The 19815-nt window shown below is 71.7% G+C and carries 13 protein-coding genes, 2 tRNA genes, 1 other RNA gene and 1 pseudogene; 8 read left to right on the top strand and 9 right to left on the bottom strand.

The genetic code is table 11. The features are described 5' to 3' along the window. Window positions 1–5: 5 nt before the first annotated feature. The 4 genes from IE136_RS03645 to IE136_RS03630 all read right to left on the bottom strand — a co-directional run bounded on the left by IE136_RS03645 (window position 6) and on the right by IE136_RS03630 (window position 4833). Entirely contained in the window at window positions 6–1061 is a 1056-nt protein-coding gene (locus tag IE136_RS03645) for an aldo/keto reductase (protein WP_158988694.1), read from the bottom strand. Between the two features lie 332 nt (window positions 1062–1393). Then, entirely contained in the window at window positions 1394–3673 is a 2280-nt protein-coding gene (locus IE136_RS03640; RefSeq protein WP_189599393.1) for an FtsX-like permease family protein, read from the bottom strand. Then, window positions 3670–4344 carry an ABC transporter ATP-binding protein gene (locus tag IE136_RS03635; protein WP_189599390.1) on the bottom strand — a complete coding sequence of 225 codons (675 nt, stop codon included), beginning with the start codon at window positions 4342–4344 and terminating at the stop codon, window positions 3670–3672. Before IE136_RS03635 ends, IE136_RS03640 begins: the two co-directional genes overlap by 4 nt. A 60-nt stretch (window positions 4345–4404) precedes the next feature. After that, window positions 4405–4833 (bottom strand): hypothetical protein, encoded by a 429-nt coding sequence (locus IE136_RS03630; RefSeq protein WP_189599389.1) that lies wholly within the window; start codon window positions 4831–4833, stop codon window positions 4405–4407. Window positions 4834–5073: 240 nt separating this feature from the next. Here IE136_RS03630 and IE136_RS03625 point away from each other — a divergent pair. Continuing rightward, window positions 5074–5629 (top strand): annotated as a pseudogene (locus IE136_RS03625) (hypothetical protein); the annotation flags it as partial. Window positions 5630–5776: 147 nt separating this feature from the next. Here the strand turns inward: IE136_RS03625 and IE136_RS03620 are convergent. Continuing rightward, window positions 5777–7999, bottom strand: a complete 2223-nt coding sequence (locus tag IE136_RS03620; RefSeq protein WP_189599387.1) for an FG-GAP repeat domain-containing protein — start codon at window positions 7997–7999, stop codon at window positions 5777–5779. Between the two features lie 322 nt (window positions 8000–8321). Here IE136_RS03620 and IE136_RS03615 point away from each other — a divergent pair, with 322 nt between their 5' ends. After that, a complete protein-coding gene (locus tag IE136_RS03615; protein ID WP_158988699.1) occupies window positions 8322–8774 on the top strand; it encodes a DUF3052 domain-containing protein in 453 nt (150 codons plus the stop codon). 191 nt (window positions 8775–8965) lie between these two features. Here IE136_RS03615 and IE136_RS03610 read toward each other — a convergent pair. Further along, window positions 8966–9053: transfer RNA gene (locus tag IE136_RS03610), tRNA-Ser, on the bottom strand. A gap of 108 nt (window positions 9054–9161) precedes the next feature. On the opposite strand from IE136_RS03610, the gene ffs reads away from it, so the two are divergent. The 6 genes from ffs (at window position 9162) to IE136_RS03580 (ending at window position 17652) form a co-directional block, all read left to right on the top strand. Continuing rightward, window positions 9162–9260, top strand: an RNA gene (ffs, locus tag IE136_RS03605) — signal recognition particle sRNA small type. Between the two features lie 72 nt (window positions 9261–9332). Next, on the top strand, window positions 9333–11450 hold the full coding sequence (locus IE136_RS03600; protein WP_189599386.1) for a DNA polymerase III subunit gamma and tau: 2118 nt from the start codon (window positions 9333–9335) through the stop codon (window positions 11448–11450). A 61-nt stretch (window positions 11451–11511) separates the two neighbouring features. Next, a complete protein-coding gene (gene purD / locus IE136_RS03595; protein WP_158988700.1) occupies window positions 11512–12762 on the top strand; it encodes a phosphoribosylamine--glycine ligase in 1251 nt (416 codons plus the stop codon). Window positions 12763–12979: 217 nt separating this feature from the next. Then, the gene (locus tag IE136_RS03590; protein WP_189599385.1) at window positions 12980–14857 is read left to right on the top strand and encodes a M48 family metalloprotease; all 1878 of its coding nucleotides are present in this window, start codon (window positions 12980–12982) and stop codon (window positions 14855–14857) included. Between the two features lie 247 nt (window positions 14858–15104). Further along, the gene (locus IE136_RS03585; protein WP_158988702.1) at window positions 15105–16565 is read left to right on the top strand and encodes a N,N-dimethylformamidase beta subunit family domain-containing protein; all 1461 of its coding nucleotides are present in this window, start codon (window positions 15105–15107) and stop codon (window positions 16563–16565) included. 175 nt (window positions 16566–16740) lie between these two features. Beyond that, complete coding sequence (locus IE136_RS03580; RefSeq protein WP_158988703.1) at window positions 16741–17652, top strand: phosphoribosylaminoimidazolesuccinocarboxamide synthase; 912 nt, start codon at window positions 16741–16743, stop codon at window positions 17650–17652. Window positions 17653–17702: 50 nt separating this feature from the next. On the opposite strand, the gene IE136_RS03575 is transcribed toward IE136_RS03580, so the two are convergent. From IE136_RS03575 to IE136_RS03565, 3 genes are all read right to left on the bottom strand, one after another. Then, window positions 17703–17778: transfer RNA gene (locus IE136_RS03575), tRNA-Gly, on the bottom strand. 22 nt (window positions 17779–17800) lie between these two features. Beyond that, window positions 17801–18415 carry a response regulator transcription factor gene (locus tag IE136_RS03570; protein WP_158994506.1) on the bottom strand — a complete coding sequence of 205 codons (615 nt, stop codon included), beginning with the start codon at window positions 18413–18415 and terminating at the stop codon, window positions 17801–17803. A 98-nt stretch (window positions 18416–18513) separates the two neighbouring features. Further along, on the bottom strand, window positions 18514–19803 hold the full coding sequence (locus tag IE136_RS03565; protein WP_189599383.1) for a sensor histidine kinase: 1290 nt from the start codon (window positions 19801–19803) through the stop codon (window positions 18514–18516). Window positions 19804–19815: the final 12 nt, after the last annotated feature.

Here is a 19815-nt window from a genome sequence, read left to right as displayed (position 1 = left end):
GGACCTCACCCGGCGGCGCGGTCACCCACGGGACGTCGGCGCAGCGTCGCGTCCGTCAGATACGGCGGGCGCCAGGCGCCGTCAGGATGGTAGAGATTCGTGCCCGGCGGGACGATCTCGTCGATGCGGTCGAGGACGTCGTCGTCGAGGACGAGCGTGGCCGCCTTCAGCAGCCCGTCCAACTGCTCCCGCGTCCGAGGGCCGATGATCACGGACGTCACGGCAGGGTGCGCGGCGGCGAAGGCGAGCGCCAGCTCGGGCAGCGAGCAGCCGATCTCCTCGGCCAGGGCGACGAGCCGCTCGACGGCGTCGAGCTTGGCGGCGTTGCCGGGGATCGTCGGGTCGAAGCGGTGCGGGGTCAGCGCGGGCCTCCCGCTGGTCAGGTCGACCGACCGCCCCTTGCGGTACTTCCCCGACAGGAACCCGGACGCCAGCGGGCTCCAGGTCAGCACCCCCATCCCGTACCGCTGCGCCACCGGCAGCACCGAGGCCTCCACGCCCCGCGCGAGCAGCGAGTAGGGAGGCTGCTCCGTACGGAACCGGCGCAGCCCGCGCCGCTCGGCGACGGCGTGTGCCTCGACGATCTCCTCGGCGGGGAAGGTGGAGCAGCCGAACGCCCGGATCTTGCCCTGGGCGACGAGGTCGCCGAGGGCGGAGAGGGTCTCCTCGATGTCCGTACGGTGGTCGGGCCGGTGGACCTGGTAGAGGTCGATCCAGTCCGTGCCCAGCCGCTTCAGGCTGTCCTCGACGGCCCGGGTGATCCAACGGCGGGAGTTCCCACTCCGGTTGGGCCCCTCGCCCATCGGAAAGTGGACCTTGGTGGCGAGGACGACACCGTCTCGTCTCCGGGGCTCGCGCAGCGCCTTGCCGACGATCTCCTCGGACTCGCCGGCCGAGTACATGTCGGCGGTGTCGACGAAATTGACGCCGTGGTCGAGCGCGGCATGGATGACCCGTACCGAGTCGTCGTGATCGGGGTTGCCCACGGCGCCGAACATCATGGTGCCGAGGCAGTACGTGCTCACTTCGATGCCGGTTCCGCCGAGTACGCGATAGCGCATGAAGGCACCTCCTCGGCGCGCACTCTAGGAGCTGGAGCGGACTCCAAGGCAAGAGCTGGGGAGAAGATTCGATGTCAGGGGCGGGCGAGGGGAGCGCCACACTGACCCTGGGCGTCACGGTCCGCACCGGTCTCGGCCCGGCCTTCCCCTGGTGGCCGGCCCTTGCCACCGGCCTCCCACCACGGCGGCGGCCCTCACCCTCACTCCCCGCATCACCCGCCGCACTTCCCACACCTTGGCGGCCTGAGGGCCTGAGGGGGACCGGTCCCGGCTGTTCTGGACGACGACGCGGCCGCCGAGGGCGCGGAACTCCTCGGCGGCCGGACGTGCTGTCAGTCCCGTCGGATGTGCTCGGGATCGACGTGGCGACGTACGAGGGGGAGCGAGGCGGCCGCGGCGGCGAGCATGACCCCGAGGCAGCTGACGAGCAGCAGCGGCAGCCCACTCCAGTCCCAGTGCACGGCCCCACCGCCGGTGATCAGATAACTCGACTCGGCGAGCCACCCGGTGACGACAGCCGCCCCCAGCCCGACCGCGAGCGGCAGCACCACCTGCACACACTGCGCGGCCCGCAACGTCGCCCTACGCGCCCCGAGCAGAGCAAGCGCGGTGACCTGCCCCCGCCGCTCCATGGCCCGGTCGACGACAGACACGACGAACGCGGCGACCCCGATGACGAGCCCGAGAACCATGCCGGAGGCGAGGAGACTGCGGATGACGGTGAGTTGGCTCAGGGCGTCGACGTTGATGCCGACGGGTTCGACGGCGACGGTGGGGGCGATGGACCCGATGCCGTCGAGGGCGGTGCGGACGGTCTGTGGGGCGGAGTCGGTGGTGAGGACGAGCTCTCCCTCCTTGGGAACCGTGCCGACGGGCAGAAGCGAAGGCGGGATGAGCACGTCGGCGGCCGCGATGTGAGTCACCGGAAAGTTGTCCACGGTGACCGACTCACGTGGAACGGTGACGGGGAGCTTCTTTCCGTTGCTCAGGAGAAACGGAAAGGTGCTACCCGGCTGAGCTTCGTCATTCAGTGGCCTGCTGGGATCCACGAGCCGGAGGACCTTGCCGTCGACGCAGCCTTGCGTCGTTTTCGCGAAGTCGGCGAGCTGTGCGCATGTGCCGACCGCCGCGGCGATCGAACGGTCGTGGACGTCATCGTCGAGACGGACCCAGGAAGTCGTGCCGATGGCATGGGCGCGTACCCCTTTCAGGCGGCTCAACTTCTCCCGTTGCTGAGGCGTCAGTTCGCCGATGGCGAGGGTGTACTCCTGAACGGGCGAGGCGTTGCGGCTGACCTGGCTGAGTTCCACGAGGACTCCCTGCGTAAGAGAGGTGGCGTAGACGAGCAGGACGAGCCCGGTGACCACCCGCAGGGAACTGCCGGGTTCCACCTCCGTCCGGCGCATCGCGAGGGCCAGTGGGAGGGAACGCACGGAGCCGGCGAGCCGGCGCGCGAGCCAGGAGGTGAGCGGGGCCAGGCCGAAGACGAGCCCGGCCCCCGTCAGCAGCACCGCTGCCGGTACGAGGAAGGTATTGGCGGAGCCACCCGACGGATCCCGCCCCATGATGCTCACGACGCAGTAGCCGCTGATGACGCCGAGTCCCGGGACCAGGAGCAGCGTCCCGAACTTCTTGGGCGGCTTGCGCTGGGCGGTCCGGCGGACGTTGAGCGGTGTGAGGGCGGCTTCCCGGGCGTGGTGGCGACCGACGAACCAGGCCAGGGCGGGACAGGCGATCAGACAGATCGCCAGTGTGAGGGCCGTGGGATATCCGTCGGCTGGATACCAGTGGAGGCCGGGGAGGCCGACCCGGGCCATGATCTCGTTGACGACGAAGTACCCGCCGACGCCCAACAGGGCACCAAGGAAGGCGGCCGCCACGGTCTCCCCGGCGTTGACCCGCAGCGTGTCCTTGACGCTCAGGCCTACGAGCCGGAGCGCGGCGAGCCGGCGGGCGCGGGACTCGGCCGAGAGCCGGGCGCATACGGAGAGGAAGACGGCAAGGGGCAGCAGCACCACGCAGGCGAGGGTGAACCGCAGGATGTCGAGCGTGGACTTCTCCACGACGGTGTCAGCGGGCCAGCGGGAGCCGAAGCGGTGCAGCTGTGAGGCATCCGGAATCTGGGCCTTGGTCGTGCCGATGTAGGCGTAGAGCTCGTCGGGCCCGGCCAGCCCGTCCGGTCCGATGGTGCCGGTCACTCTGCCGGGCAGCAGCCCGGTCAGGCCGGGCTCGCGTGCAAGGATCTCGTGCAGCCGGGGCGAGAGGATCACCTCACCGGCCGCGGGAAGGCGGTCGATGCCTGGGGGTACTCGATGCGCTTCCGAGGCGGGGGCCGCGACGAATACCCGGTTCAGGCGCTGCGATCCGTAGGAATCCTCGCGGGTGAGGTACACGATGCCACTTGTCGGCCTGCCGGGCAGATACTCATGCACTGGACTCGGATGGCGGGCGGCGGACCGGGCGTCGTGGGCGGCGAGGATGGCGGGGATCGTGAGGACGGCGGCGAGGCAGGCCACGCCCAGGGAGCAACCGAAGGCCATCAGCAGGAAACGGGCCCGTCCTCGACGACCGCCGCCCCAGAGCAGGCGCATTCCGAGAAGAAAGGGGTTCATGTCGCCACCCGCTGCGTCAGGACGCCATCGGTCATCGTGTACCGGGTGTCGGCGTGCGCCGCCACGGTCTCGTCATGCGTGACGATGACGACGGCGGTGCCCTGATCGCGGGCGAGCCGCAGGAACTCCTCCAGTACGGCAGAGGCGTTGGCGCTGTCGAGGGCGCCGGTCGGCTCGTCGGCGAACACCACGGAGGGGCGGTGCACGAGCGCCCGCGCGACCGCGACACGCTGACTCTGCCCGCCGGAGAGCTGCGAAGTCCTGCGCTGCAGCAGCTCGGTCATGCCGAGCCGCCCCAGCACTTCGCCGGCCACCGCGTGGGCCGGGGCTTTCCGCTGTCCGGCGAGGCGCAGCGGAAGGGCGGCGTTCTCCTCGACCGTCAGCTCGGGCAGGAGCTCTCCGTACTGGAAGACGAAACCGAAACGCTCCCGTCGTAGCGTGCTCAGCTCGTCGTCGGTGAGGGTCGAGAAGGCGGTTCCGTCGAAGGAGACGGTGCCGTGGGTCGCGGGAAGTACCCCGGCGAGGCAGTAGAGCAGCGAGGACTTCCCTGAACCGCTGCTGCCCATGACGGCGACCACTTCACCGGCTTGCAGGGCGAAGTCCGCACCCGTGACGGCCTGGTGCGTTCCGTAGAAGAGATCCACGCCCTCGGCGCGGAGAATGGCGTCCATGATGGTGCGAACTCCTTTGCGCACGGAGGCCGCACGGGGGCGGCCTCCGGAGCCGTCGGTTTAGCGGCCCTTTCGGCTGAACGTCCTCGGGTCCGAGCAGTTGTCGGGGCGAAGGGTTCCGCGATCGCGACATGCGCGCATCTCCGCGAGAGAGGTGTACTGAGCGGCACCGTCCCAGACGACCTTGTCCAGGGAGACCTTCTTCCTCTGTACGCCCTTGAAGCGGTTCCAGTCGTAGCCCTCCACCTTGACCTCCACGTAAACGTTGTGTCCGTCTCCGTGATCGGTGTCGTTCAGCGTTCCTCGGAAGTGGAATCCGCCGTGGTTCCGCCCCTTCGGCTCCCACAGGTATTTCACCTGCGCGAACTCGACCCCCGGGTCCCTGAAGGCAGGGGTCTTGTGCCACGAATCCGCCACAGCGGCCACAGCGGCCCCCGCCCCGCCCAAGAACAGCCCAGCAACCACAGCCGCCGTCGCCAACTTCCGCACGTTTCCTCCAGCATCAGAGCGCCCCCACGTGGGGCGTAGCGGAGAGTATTCCTGTAGCTACGGACAGCACGGATGGGCGGAACGTCTCTTCCTCCTCGGTCCCGCTCGAACCGGTGAAATCAGCGGAATCGCTGGACAGCCCGCCCCATGGCGAGTGCCTACGGGACCGGGACGACCCGTAGGGGTGATCATCGGTGTGGCCGCGTGAACAGGTGCGGCGCCGTCCCCGACGATGCGCGCATGCCCCTTTCCCCCTCCCTGCCGCGGCGTGCCCTCGTCCCGTTCGTGGCCGTCGTCGCGCTGCTGGCCACCTTCGCCTCTTCCGCGTCCGTGGCCGCGGAGTCCTGCGGCTCGGTCGTCACCGCTCCCCTCTCCCCGCCCGTCTCCGCCGACGACCCCTGCCCCAGTGCGGACCCGGTCGTGTGCCGCATCCGTGTCCTGCCGATGGACGAGAAGGTCGAGGCCCAGAGGACCCGGATGCGCTACCACGGGCTTCTGGAGGACATGCACCGCACCGAGGCCGACATGCGCGAGGCCGGGGCGTCCGAGGAGGATCGCCCGGGAGATGGTCGACATGCGTAACCAGGCCAAGGAGATCACCCGCGCGGGTATGACGCCGCAGGAGGTGCGTGTGCTGGAGGAGCGCAACATGGCCAAGTACGGCAATCCTCTGGGGCCCACCGCCGACCAGCTCCACGCCAAGTACGGCTCCTGGGGGCAGGTCATCGACGCCTCGATGCGCACCAGCCACGCCGTCGACCGCGAGCTGAGCCTCGAGTACCGCCCCTGCCCCGTCCAGGAGCCGAGACGGACGAAAGCCGAAGGGCCCCATCTCGAACGGTGGGGCCCTTCAGCATCATGCCCGGCGCCTGCGGCCACCGCGAGGGTGACCGCTACGGCAGTGGCGAGCCGGTGATGGTGCCGTGCACGGTGATGCGGCTTCTCATGCGACGTTGTTGAACTTGGCGCCCTCGCCCGCGTACAGCGACGTCGCCTGACGGCTGAAGACCGCGGTGGTGGAGCCCGTCGAGCGGTAGACGTACGTGCCGCCCGCCCCGTACGCGATCAGGTCCGGGCGCCCGTCGTTGTCGACGTCACCGGCGCCGACGAGCTGGGTGAAGGCTCCCCAGCCACCGCCGATCCGCACGGGGGCGGAGAAGGCGCCGCGGCCGTTGCCCTGGTACAGCCAGAGGACGCCGTCCTTGTCGCGGGCGACCATGTCCCCGGCGGCCGTACCGGCGATGTTCCCGACGGCCGTGAGCTGGTTGTAGATGTTCCACCCGCCACCGAGGCGGACGCGGGCGGCGAAGGGGGTGGTGGCGGAGCCCGTGCCCTTGTAGAACCACAGCGCGCCGGCGGTGTCCGTGGCGAGGACGTCGGTGCGGCCGTCGCCGTCGAGGTCCGAGCCGCCGGTGATCTTGTTGTAGACGCCCCAGCCGCTGCCGACGCGGGCTCGGCTCGTGAAGGTGCCGTCGCCCTTGCCGAGGTAGTGCCACAGCACACCGGAACCGTCGAGGGCGACCAGGTCGCCGACCTCGTTGCCCGCGATGTTTCCGACGGCCTCGATCTGCTTGTACGTCTGCCAGCCCGACCCGATCCGGGTGCGCTGGGCGGGCTTGACCTGGCCGTTCACCGGCCGGTCCAGCAGGTCGTCGCGCCACAGCACGCCGGTGGCGTCCCGGGCGAGGACGTCGGTGGAGCCGTTGTCGGTGTAGTCGTGCGGGTTGTTCGTCCGGGCGACCGTCATGAGGAAGCCCTGGTAGGCGGGCTCGCCGATGCCGTCGAGCGGCGTCGCCTCGGCCTCCACCGCGTACGTGCCGTTCGGCGCGTCCACCCCGCCGATGATGCCGTCCCAGGTGTAGCCGAAGAGGGTGCCGGTGGCCGGGGCGTTCACGCGCGTGCGGAACTCCTTGCCCGTGGCGACGTGCGTGAGCGTGACGTCCAGCGAGGCGTCGGGGCGCGAAAGCGTCCACCCCAGGCTCACCTTGCCGCCGGTCTTGTCGAGGTACGCCACCTCGGGGATGTGGACCTGCTCGATCCTCAGCTCGACCGGCGCCTGGCCGGCTTCCGCCACCTTGGTGACCGTCGGGGCGCCGCCCTCAGCGGCCTCGATCCGGAAGAGCCCGTCGCCGTCGGCGGCCCGTCCGCCGTTCACCACCGCGCTGCCGTCGCCCGCGGCCGCCGAGCCGGAGGCGTGGTCGGCGAGCTCGTGGGTCTCGCCGCTGGTGAGGGAGACGGCCCGGACGGGCGTCGAGGGGTTGCCGTGCACCAGCCAGCTGCCCACGAGTTCGGTGTACCACTCGCCGTCGCGGGCGCCCAGGAGGGTCTGCTTCTCCTCGTGCGTCTTGCGGTCGACGGACGTGACGAACAGTCCGGTTCCGGACTTCCAGTCGAGCCAGGCCACGTGCGAATCGGAGAACATCAGGTTGCTGAAACCGAACCCGGACTCGGTGGAGGAATACGTCTCGGACACCGTCCCGGCCGCCACGTCGATCAGGGCCCGGCCGCCGGTCCGCGCGTCCGCGGGGCCCGTCTCGTACCCGACGAAGGCGACGCCGTCCCGAACCGGCGCGCTGGTGAAGAAGTCGGTGGCGTCCGCGGGCAGCCCCGACACCTTGCGGGTGGTCGTCGTGGCACCGTCCTTGCTCACGACGTGCAGTTCCGCCGTGCCGTCGTCCTTCGTCAGCTGCGCGAGCACGCTCGTGGGGCTCAGCACGGCCACGTAGTTCCCGTTCAGGGCGCCGAGGTCGATGATGACGCCAGGGGCGGACGGGTCGGCCATGTTCCGCAGCGTGAGCGAACGCATCTGGGCGTTCCAGCTGTCGTCGCCGAGGACGACCACGTCGCTGCCCGCCATGGTCGAACCGCCGTTCTCGGGCGTCTGGAGCGGGGTCGGGGTCCCACCGTCGTACGGCGTCCAGAGCAGCTTCGTGGTCCCGTCAGGGGTGAAGGAGCGGGCCAGGAAGCCGGTGGCGCCGACCCCCGAGAGGTCGGCGCCGGACGGGAAGACGGGAAGGGCGGCGGCTGCCTCGGCCGAGGCCGAGCCCGCCACGGAGCCCGCCCCGGCCGCGAAGGCGGCCGGGGCGGTGGCCAGCGTGCCGGCGCCGAGGGCCGTGACGACGAGGATGGCCGTGGCGAGACGGGTGCCGGTGGAGCGGAATTGCAAGGTGAACCCCCACGAGAAGAGCGGACACGGAAGTGCCGTGCCTGATCAGACTCGTGATCGGGTCGAGTGGTTGTACGGGCTCCGGTGACCCGTTCGACATCGTGCCCCGTGAGGCACGGGCGGAGGACAGGAGAAGCGAACTCGTGAGGGGTTGCCCCCACACGCTTGTCGCGCGTCCACGCACGGGCGCGGGGCTCTGCTTCCGAATCCCCTGCCATTGCAGCGCAAGCCGGCCAGGGGCTTGCCTTGCGCCTCGCGGGTTCCGGCAGAGTGTGCGGTGATCGTGGTCCGCGTTGCCGTCACGACAGGGGAGAAGGACGCGATGACATCTGCCGCTGAGCAGGAAGAGATCGACTACGGCGCCCGGTTGGGGTTCTCCCACGGCCTGGTGGTGCAGGAGCTCGGACAGGACGACGATGTCGACGACAGCCTGCGGGAGTCGGTCGAGGAGGCCATTGGCGAGAGCCTCGTCGGTGAGGATCACCAGGTCACGGTCGATGTCGTGCTCCTCTGGTTCCGGCAGGGAGACGGTGACCTCGTCGACATCCTGACGGAGGCGGCCGACCCGCTGTCGGACGACGGCCACATCTGGGTGCTGACGCCGCAGACCGGCAAGCCCGGCCACGTGGAGCCCGGGGAGATCGGAGAAGCTGCCCCGACGGCCGGCCTGTCGCAGACCGGTACCGTCCCGGCGGGGGCCTGGACCGCCTCCCGGCTGATTCGGCCCAAGACGGCCAGCAGGCCCACGGAGCAGTGGGGCACATCGTCTGTCTGATTCCGGCTGCGGCCGGAGGCGAGCACGCTCCCGGAAACCTGCTGAAGGAGGTTGCCGGAAGATCGGTACGGCGATCGAGGGAGCTGCGGGAACGACCGCTGTGGAAGGACCGGGGGCGACGAGGGCTGACGAACGAAGAAGGGCCCCGCAGCAAGCTGCGGGGCCCTTCGACATCGTGCCCGGTGAGGCACTGGCGGAGGATACGAGATTCGAACTCGTGAGGGGTTGCCCCCAACACGCTTTCCAAGCGTGCGCCCTAGGCCACTAGGCGAATCCTCCGCCGCAAACAATACAAGACGTTGAGGGGTGCTCGCGAACGTGATCCACAACGGTTGTCCGGGACGGGGATCGGGGGACCGGGAGGGGTCTGGAATCAGGTACCCTTGGCGGAGCCCCTCACGTGGCGCTATCTGACTGAACTCCCCCAGGGCCGGAAGGCAGCAAGGGTAGGTCGGCTCTGGCGGGTGCGTGAGGGGCGCTTGCGTTCCCGGGGCGGCCGGGGTTCCGGGCCGGTCCGACGTTCCCGGGTTGTCGGTGGGCGCCTATAACCTCGTATACGTGTCGTCTCTCGCGTTGTACCGCCGCTACCGCCCCGAGTCCTTCGCCGAGGTCATCGGGCAGGAGCATGTCACCGACCCGTTGCAGCAGGCCCTGCGGAACAACCGGGTCAATCACGCGTACCTGTTCAGCGGGCCCCGCGGGTGTGGCAAGACGACCAGCGCGCGCATCCTCGCCCGCTGTCTGAACTGTGAGCAGGGTCCCACTCCCACCCCCTGCGGGGAGTGCCAGTCCTGTCGTGACCTGGCGCGGAACGGGCCGGGGTCCATCGACGTCATCGAGATCGACGCCGCTTCGCACGGTGGTGTGGACGACGCCCGTGACCTGCGGGAAAAGGCGTTCTTCGGGCCCGCCTCGAGCCGGTACAAGATCTACATCATCGACGAGGCGCACATGGTCACCTCGGCGGGCTTCAACGCCCTCCTGAAGGTGGTCGAGGAGCCGCCGGAGCACCTCAAGTTCATTTTCGCCACGACCGAGCCCGAGAAGGTCATCGGGACCATCCGGTCGAGGACCCACCACTACCCCTTCCGGCTCGTCCCCCCGGGCACCCTGAGGGACTACCTGGGCGAGGTCTGCGGTCACGAGGGCATCCCCGTCGAGGACGGGGTGCTGCCGCTCGTCGTGCGCGCCGGTGCCGGCTCCGTGCGTGACTCGATGTCCGTGATGGACCAGCTGCTGGCCGGTGCGGCCGACGACGGTGTGACATACGCCATGGCGACGTCCCTTCTCGGCTACACGGACGGGTCGCTCCTCGACTCCGTCGTGGACGCCTTCGCGGCCGGCGACGGGGCCGCCGCCTTCGAGGTCGTGGACCGTGTCATCGAAGGCGGCAACGATCCGCGCCGCTTCGTCGCCGATCTGCTGGAGCGGCTGCGCGACCTGGTGATCCTCGCCGCCGTGCCCGACGCCGCCGACAAGGGGCTCATCGACGCCCCCGTGGACGTCGTCGAGCGCATGCAGGCCCAGGCCTCCGTCTTCGGGGCCGCCGAACTCAGCCGGGCGGCCGACCTCGTCAACACGGGGCTGACCGAGATGCGCGGGGCCACCTCGCCGCGGCTGCAGCTGGAGCTGATCTGCGCGCGCGTGCTGCTGCCCGCCGCCTTCGACGACGAGCGCTCGCTCCAGGCCCGGATCGACCGCCTCGAGCGTGGTGCCGCCGCCGCGCCCGCGCCCGTCTTCACGACCGGCTCGGCCGCGCCCGCGATGGCGTACGTCCCCGGCCCGGAGGCCCACACCCCCGTCGCCCCGCCCCCGCCGCCGGTCCAGCAGCCTCCGGCGCCCGTGGAAGCCGCACGGCCTGACGCACCGCGCCCCGATGCGCCGCGCCCCGGCGCCTGGCCCGGAGCCGCCGCACCGGGCGGCGGTACGCCCGGTGCCTGGCCCGGAGCGTCCACGCCCGCGCCCCAGGCGCCCGCCGCACCGCAAGCCCCCACGCCCCCGGCGCCTGCCGCCCCCGCGTCAGGAGACATGGCCCAGGGCGCCGCCCAAGTGCGGAACATGTGGCAGCCGATCCTCGACGCCGTCAAGAACCGGCGCCGCTTCACCTGGATCCTGCTCAGCCAGAACGCCCAGGTCGCCGGATTCGACGGCACCACGCTCCAGCTCGGCTTCCTCAACGCCGGCGCGCGCGACAACTTCGCGAGCAGCGGCAGCGAGGAGGTCCTGAAGCAGGTCCTGGCCGAGCAGTTCAACGTGCAGTGGAAGATCGAGGCGATCATCGACCCCTCGGGCGGAGCCAACCCGCCGCCCGCCGCGGCGAACTTCGGTGGCGGACGTCCCGGCCAGGCCCAGGCCCACCAGGCGCAGGCGCAGCCCCCGGCCCCCGCCCAAGCCGCACCCCCGCAGCAGCAGTGGGCGCCCTCCCCGGCCTCCGCCGCCGCCCCCTCCGCCCCCGCCCCGCAGAACGCTCCGACCTCTTCCTCGTCCCCGGCGCAGCAGCACCGGGCGCCGGCGGCCGCGCCCGTACAGACACCGCCCCGGCCGCAGCCCGTCGCGCCCGAGGACGACGTGCCGGAGGAGGACGATCCCGACCTCGTCGACTCGGCGCTCTCCGGCCACGAGCTGATCGTTCGCGAGCTCGGGGCCACGGTTGTGGAGGAATACACGAACGAGTAGGGCCGTCTCGCTCGGTGGCCCGCACAAGGGGCATCCCGCCCCGCGGGCTACCCTGGCTGGCGTGAAGGTCCTCGTCATCGGCGGCGGCGCCCGCGAACACGCCCTGTGCCGCTCTCTCTCCCTCGATCCCGACGTCACCGCTCTGCACTGCGCGCCCGGCAACGCCGGAATCGCGGAGGTCGCCGAGCTGCACCCCGTCGACCAGCTGGACGGCGTAGCCGTCGCGCGGCTCGCCACCGGCCTCCAGGCCGACCTGGTCGTCGTCGGTCCGGAGGCCCCGCTCGTCGCCGGCGTCGCCGACGCCGTCCGCGCGGCCGGCATCTCCTGCTTCGGCCCGTCAGAGCAGGCGGCGCAGCTGGAGGGCTCCAAGGCGTTCGCCAAGGACGTCATGGCCGGGGCCAACGTCCCGACGGCCCGCAGCTACGTCTGCACCACCGCGGAGGAGATCGACGAGGCGCTCGACGCCTTCGGCGCTCCGTACGTCGTCAAGGACGACGGTCTCGCCGCCGGCAAGGGCGTCGTCGTGACCTCCGACCTCGCCGAGGCGCGTGCGCACGCGCTCGCCTGCGACCGGGTCGTCATCGAGGAGTTCCTGGACGGCCCCGAGGTCTCCCTCTTCGCGATCACCGACGGCACCACCGTCCTCCCCCTCACCCCCGCGCAGGACTTCAAGCGCGCGCTCGACGGCGACGAGGGCCCGAACACCGGCGGCATGGGCGCGTACTCCCCGCTGCCCTGGGCCGACCCCAAGCTGGTCGACGAGGTGATGGACACCGTCCTGCAGCCGACCGTCGACGAGCTGCGCCGCCGTGGCACGCCGTTCCAGGGGCTGCTGTACGCGGGTCTGGCGATCACCAGCCGTGGCGTACGGGTCATCGAGTTCAACGCCCGGTTCGGCGACCCGGAGACCCAGGTCGTGCTCGCCCGGCTGAAGACCCCGCTGGCGGGCGTCCTGCTGAACGCGGCCAACGGCACCCTCGACAACGAGCCGCCGCTGAACTGGCGCGAGGACGCCGCCGTGACCGTCGTGATCGCCTCGCACAACTACCCCGGCACCCCGCGCACGGGTGACCCGATCGAGGGCCTCGAAGAGGTGGCGGCGCAGGACGCCCCGCACGCGTACGTCCTGCACGCCGGGACGAAGCGGGACGCCGACGCGATCGTCAGCGCCGGCGGCCGTGTCCTCTCCGTCACCGCGACCGGGAAGGACCTGGCGGAGGCCCGCGAGCGGGCGTACACGGCGGTCGGACGCATCCGTCTGGACGGCTCGCAGCACCGTACGGACATCGCGCGCAAGGCCGCGGGGGCGTGAACCCCTAGGCACGTCCGACCGTCATCACCTTTGCCCAAAGCCATTCCATCGAGTGACGACTGGGCCATCCGGATGACGCCCGCCGAACCCCCAACTAGGGTGCGGCGAAGGCGTTCCGGCACTTGGCCCACCGGCATTGCGATGTCAGTGGCGGGTGCCACAGTGGGGGAGTGACCAACACCGCCACGGGCAGTCCCGACGAGGACAGGAGGGGGTGATGTACGGCGTGTCCGGTATCGGTTCCGTTGTCGGCGAGGAGATGGGTGCGCGCGCCGCGCGCACCCGGGCCCTCGCCGTGCTGCGCGTCCGCGGCAGGGCGCTCGGCGTCGCGCTGCTCCCGGCGGCCGCGGCCGTGATCCTGTACGCGGGAGGGGTCACCGGTCACTTCACGGGTGCGGGCTGGGACGCGGCCCGCTGGGTGACGACCGTGATCGCCCTGGTCGTCCTGCTCGCCGCGGCCGCCGTCGCGCTGGTCGTCGCGCGGGCCCGCCCCGCCGTCACTCCGACCGTCGAGCTCGCCGAGACGGCCGCCCCCGACCTCTACCGGCTGGTCCGGGACCTGGCCGAGCGGCTGGGCGTGCCGGCACCCTCCGCGATAGCCCTGACGCCGGACTGCGACAGCTGGCTGGAGGACCGTACGCACCCGTCGCACGAGCGTACGGCCGGTCTGCGGCGCTCGTCCGACGCGCCCGTGCTCGTCATCGGCTCGCCCTTCCTGTGGTGGATGCGCGTCGGCGAGCTGCGGGCGGTGCTCGCCCCGGTCGTCGCCGGTACGGCTCCGGCCGCCCACCCCGACATAGCCGCGGCCCGCCGCTTCGTGCAGGGCCTGGACGCCGCGGTCGCGGTGCCCCGCCGGCCCGGTCTGGACCCGGTCAGCCGGCTCGGCGCCCACGGGGTCGGGCGGGTCGCCCGGGTCCTGCTGCGCGGCTGTCGCGGGCACGCCGTCGAGATGGAGCGCGGAGTCGCCGTGGCGGGCTCCGAGCGTGCACAGGCTGTGGATTACGGCGTCCGGATCGTCGCCCAGGAGCAGGTGGGCCTCGCCTACGCGGGCTGGGACCGGCTCCTGACCCGGGTCGCACTGCCCGCCTGGCGGATGGGCCGCTGGCCCTCGCGCCTCGACGCGGGTGTGGTCTCCGCCCTCACCGAACTCTCCCGCCGCGACCGCCTCGCCGAGGGCTTCACCTCCCGGCTCGGCGAACGGCCGGCCTGTGACCTGCTCGAGGAGCCCGGCGTGGTCGACGAGGCCGCCTCGCTGCTGGCCGCCCGCCTCTTCCACGGCGGCCCGGCGGAGGCCGGACCCGACTGGTCCCCGGTGGACTGGAGTCAGTATCCGGAGGAGGTCGTGGACCGCAAATGGCGCGCCGACGCGGCCCGGCTCCACCAGGTCCTCGACGAACTCGGCGTCCTCCCCAGCGGCCCCGACACCGGCGCGGGTACGGGCCCGGGCGCCGGGAGCGCGACCGCCGACGGGCCGACCCTGAGCCGTGTCATGTCCCACCTCTCGACGGCCGGGCACGACTCCACCGCGCCGGCCTCGGACCCGGCGCACCCTCTCGATCCCGGCGGTTCTCCGCCGCCCCCCGCGCGCGTCGAGGACAGCGAGCACCCGACCGGCGCCCAGGACCTGCCCGCCCAGGATCCGACCGGCGCCCAGGACCCCACCGGCGACCGGCTCCCGCCGGCCCAGGACCCGCCCAACCCCGCCGCCGACTCCCTCGCCGCCGCCCTCACCGCTCAGGTCGCCCGCGAGGAGGCCGCCCGGCCCACCGTGCCCGTGAGCGGCCCGCACGGAGCCGTCGTGACCATGGGCGGCGCGGACCAGCTGCCGCTCTTCCCGCTGCAGCCGCCCCGCACCGGGCGCGACCTGCTCGCCGACCACGTGACCGCGATGGTGTGCTGCGCCGCCGTCGACACCGCGGGCGCCGCTCCCGGCCTCGACTGGCTCGACGGACCCGCGCTCCTCATCGGTGGCGAGCGCGACACCGACCTGACCGCCCGCGTCCTCGCCCTGGTCGAGGACGGCGACGCCGAGCCGCTGCGGGCCTGGCTCACCGAGACCGGCGTCCGCCCCGAGAAGCCCGTCCGCCTCGTGTAGTGACCGCCCTCTCCCGGCCTCGGAAATCCGGAACTCAGCCTTCCCTTCACGTCAATTCGCGACGAACGGTGACGGAGTGCGTGCGTTATGTGATGTGCTGGGGACCGGCACTGACAGCAGTGCATGACACACCTGACTGACACAGCTGGCAGAGCACGTGGCAGAGCACGTGGCTGAGCACGTGGCTGAGCACACGACAGGCACACGGCAAGGCACTGACACGGGGGAGTCGAGGGAGGGGCGCAGCATGGGGGCGGAGCAGATCAGGCGGTGGGAATCGGGTGCGCTCGCCCATGCCGTCACGGACCCCTTCGGTCAGGGCCCCCTGCCCTGGCTGCGCGGGTCGGAGAACTATTTCGGCGACACCGGGCAGGTCGTCCCCTGGTACGCCGACGACACCCTGGCCCGGGGCGCGGGCGGGGGACCGCGCACCGCCGACGACGTGCGCAGCCAGATCAAGGGTTTCGCGTCCGTCGGTGCGGTCGCCCCCGGCGAGGCGATCGATTTCCACATCACCGTGGACCCGCCACAGCAGTTCTCGGTCGACATCTACCGGATCGGTCACTACGCGGGCGACGGCGCCGCCAAGATCACGACGAGCCCCCGGCTCTCCGGCATCGTCCAGCCGGCCCCGCTCACCGCCGACCGGACGGTCTCCTGCCACCACTGGTGGCAGTCCTGGCGCCTGCAGGTCCCGGCCCTCTGGTCGATCGGCGCGTACGTCGCCGTGCTCACGACCGCCGACGGCTACCGCTCCCACATCCCCTTCACCGTGCGCGACGACCACCCCGCCGACCTCCTCCTCGTCCTCCCGGACGTGACCTGGCAGGCGTACAACCTCTACCCGGAGGACGGCCGGACGGGCGCCAGCCTCTACCACGCCTGGGACGAGCAGGGCCGCCTCCTCGGCGAGGAGGACGCGGCGGTCACCGTCTCCTTCGACCGTCCCTACGCGGGCGCGGGCCTGCCCCTGCACGTCGGGCACGCCTACGACTTCATCCGCTGGGCCGAGCGGTACGGCTACGACCTCGCCTACGCCGAGACCCGGGACCTCCACGCGGGCCGCGTCGACCCCACCCGGTACCGGGGCCTGGTCTTCCCCGGCCACGACGAGTACTGGTCGGTGCCCATGCGCCGGACCGCCGAACTCGCCCGCGAGCAGGGCACCTCCCTCGTCTTCCTCTCCGCGAACACCATGTACTGGCAGGTGGAGCTCGGCCCCTCCCCCTCCGGCGTGCCCGACCGTCTCCTCACCTGCCGCAAGCGCCGCGGCCCGGGCCGGCCCGCGCTCTGGCGCGAGGTCGACCGTCCGGAGCAGCAACTGCTCGGCATCCAGTACGCGGGGCGGGTGCCGGAGCCGCACCCCCTGGTCGTACGGAACGCGGAGCACTGGCTGTGGGAGGCCACCGGCGCGGGCGAGGGGGACGAGATTCCCGGCCTGGTCGCCGGCGAGGCCGACCGCTACTTCCCGCGCACCGCCCTCCCCGAGCACGAGGGCCGCATCCTGCTCGCCCACTCGCCCTACCGGGACAGCGAGGGCGCCCTGCGCCACCAGGAGACCTCCCTCTACCGGGCGCCGTCCGGTGCCTGGGTCTTCGCCTCCGGCACCTTCGCCTGGTCACCCGCCCTGGACCGGCCCGGCCATGTCGACCGCCGCATCCAGCGCGCCACCGCCAACCTCCTGGACCGCATCTGCAAGAGGGACTGAGCGGCAGGAGGGCCTAGAGGCCGTGTCCGGAAAGTCCCACCCGGCCCCGCGGGCAGCAGGCGCCACTTTCCGGACCCGACCTAGTCCCGGAGAGGCTCGCCGGGCCCGGGCACTCGCTCCGCGTCCGGGTGCGAGAGAATCGAAGCGCTCCTGGATCAACCTACGCGGAGGAACCGTGTCCGGATTCGTAGAAAAGCCCGAGCCTGTCCAGGTCCCGGGCCTCACCCATCTCCACACGGGCAAGGTGCGTGACCTCTACCGGAACGAGGCCGGTGACCTCGTCATGGTGGCGAGCGACCGCATGTCCGCGTACGACTGGGTCCTGCCGACCGAGATCCCCGACAAGGGCCGGGTCCTCACCCAGCTCTCCCTGTGGTGGTTCGACCTGCTGACCGACCTGGTCCCGCACCACGTCGTGTCCACCGACCTGCCGGCGGGCGCCCCTGCCGACTGGGAGGGCCGCACGCTGGTCTGCAAGTCGCTGAACATGGTCCCGGTCGAGTGCGTGGCCCGCGGCTATCTGACCGGCTCCGGCCTCGTCGAGTACAACGAGACCCGCACGGTCTGCGGCCTCGCGCTCCCCGAGGGCCTCAGCGACGGCTCCGAGCTGCCCGCCCCGATCTTCACGCCCGCCACCAAGGCCGCGGTCGGCGACCACGACGAGAACGTGAGCTACGAGGAGGTCGCCCGCCAGATCGGCGCCGAGACCGCAGCCATGCTGCGTCAGACGACCCTCGCCGTCTACAGCCGGGCCCGGGGCATCGCCCGCGAGCGGGGCATCATCCTGGCCGACACCAAGTTCGAGTTCGGTTTCGAGGCCACCGAACACGGGCCGAAGCTGGTCATCGCCGACGAGGTGCTGACCCCGGACTCCTCCCGCTTCTGGCCGGCCGCGAGCTGGGAGCCGGGCCGCGCCCAGCCCTCGTACGACAAGCAGTTCGTCCGCGACTGGCTGACCTCGCCGGCCTCCGGCTGGGACCGCAGGAGCGAGCAGCCGCCGCCCGCGCTCCCGCAGGAGATCGTGGACGCGACGCGGGCCAAGTACATCGAGGCGTACGAGCTCCTGACCGGCCACACCTGGTCGTAGGCGGAACACGAAGAAGCCCCCGATCCTAAAGGACCGGGGGCTTCTTCGTATGGAGCGGACGACGAGATTCGAACTCGCGACCCTCACCTTGGCAAGGTGATGCTCTACCAACTGAGCCACGTCCGCATGCGCCGTAGCGCGGAGACCACTATACCCAACCTTTCGCCCGCGCGAGACGCACCGCCGTATGACGGTTCTCGGCGCCGAGCTTCGCGGCCGCCGACGACAGGTAGTTCCGGACCGTTCCCTGCGAGAGGGAGGCCCGCTCGGCGATCTCCGCGACCGGCGCCCCGTCGGCCGCCAGCTCCAGGACCTCGGCCTCCCGCGCGGTCAGCGGGGAATCGCCTGAGGCGATCGCGTCGGCCGCCAACTCCGGGTCCACGTAACGGTTTCCGGCGTGTACGGCACGGATGATCTCGGCCAGTCGCTGGGCGCTGACGGTCTTGGGGACGAAGCCGCGCACCCCCGCCGCGAGCGCCCTTTTGAGGTGCCCGGGGCGGCCGTGACTGGTCACGATCATGGTCCTGCACTCCGGAAGCTCCGCGCGCAGCAGTGTGGCGACCTTCACACCGTCGGCTCCCGGCATCTGCAGATCGAGGACCGCGACGTCGGGCCGGTGGGCGCGTGCCATGGCGAGCGCCTCGGGGCCGGTGGCCGCCTGGGCGACGACCACGAGGTCGTCCTCGAGCGCGAGCAGCGCGGCGAGAGCTCCCCTGATCAGGTGCTCGTCGTCGGCGAGCAGCACCCGCACGGTCCCGCCCACGCCGCTTCCCTCGGTCCCGCCCACGCCGCTTCCCTTCGTCCCGCCCACGCCGATTCCTCCCTCTCCCCCGGCCACGCTGCCGCCTGCCTCTCCCCACGTCATGCGGCCTTCCCTCGCCGCGGTACGGGCACGCGCGCCGTCACCAGGAAGGTGCCGCCGTCACCGGGCCCCGCCGTCAGGGTGCCGTCGACGGCCGAGAGCCGTTCGCGCAGGCCCGCGAGGCCCGAGCCGCCGGCCCGGGGCCCCGGTGTCTCCCGTACGCCGTCGTTCTCCACGGTCAGTACCACCGCGTCGTCCTTCCTCCGCAGCGAGATCGCACAGCGCGAGGGGTCCCCGTGCCGCAGGACGTTCGTCGTGGTCTCCCGGACCACCCAGCCCAGCGCCGACTGCACCTCGGAGGGCAGCCCGTCGTCTCCGGCGCCCAAGCCCGCGCCCAACCCCGAGCACAGGCCCGCATCCATGCCCGACCCCATGTCTGATTCCATGGCGCAGGCGATCCCGGCCGCGCTCAGCACGCCCCGCGCGCCCTCCAGCTCGACCCGCAGATCGGCCTCCCGGTAGCCGCGTACCACGTCGCGTACCTCGCGCTGAGACTCCTGCGCGATCCGCTGCACCTCGATCATCTGGTCGACGGCCTCGGGGCGTTCGCGCCGCGCGAGCTGGACCGCGAGCTCGCTCTTGAGGGCGATGACCGAGAGGTTGCGGCCCATGACGTCATGGAGGTCGCGCCCGAAGCGCAGCCGCTCCTCGGCGACGGCGAGGCGCGCCTTGAGCTCCTTGGTCCGCTCCAGTTCCCAGACCATCTTCATCAGCCAGGCGGAGAACCCGCAGGCGGCCACGAGTCCGCCGCCGCCCAGCAGGATGCCGAGCGTGTAGCCGAGGGCCTCCGGGACGCCGACGTCCGTCGCCGCGACCGCGGTGCCGGTCGTGAGCGCGGCGAGCGGTGCGGCGCAGAGCATGTGCCGCACCCGCTTCAGGCACATGACCAGGCTGCCGAGCGTGAACGTGATCGTGCCGGTGATCACGCCGGCGGCGATCGCCCCGTTGGTGAGGACGCCCGTGGCCCGCAGCGCGATGAGGGTCAGCACACCGGCCGCGGTCAGGGCCACCTGCGCGACCGCGAGCCGGACCGGCCGCTCGCGTCGGTCGAGGACCCAGTCGAGGGCGCGGGAGGAGAGGACGCCGTTCAGGACGGCGTGCGTGCAGACGAACACCGCCAGGCCGGCCGCGAGCGGCAGACCGAGCGGGTCACGGTCGGTCTGCCCGATCGGTACGCCCCCGATGGAGGTGATCTCGACCAGGACGAAGAAGTGGAAGGTCCACCGCGTGTACAACTCGACCTTGCCCGCCGCGCTGCGGCGAACCCACCACCCCGTCAACCTGGACACCGTCCAGCCCCC

Source organism: Streptomyces lateritius (genome assembly GCF_014649715.1).
GTDB classification, from domain to species: Bacteria; Actinomycetota; Actinomycetes; order Streptomycetales; family Streptomycetaceae; genus Streptomyces; species Streptomyces lateritius.
This window is presented reverse-complemented; position numbering and strand designations above follow the sequence as displayed.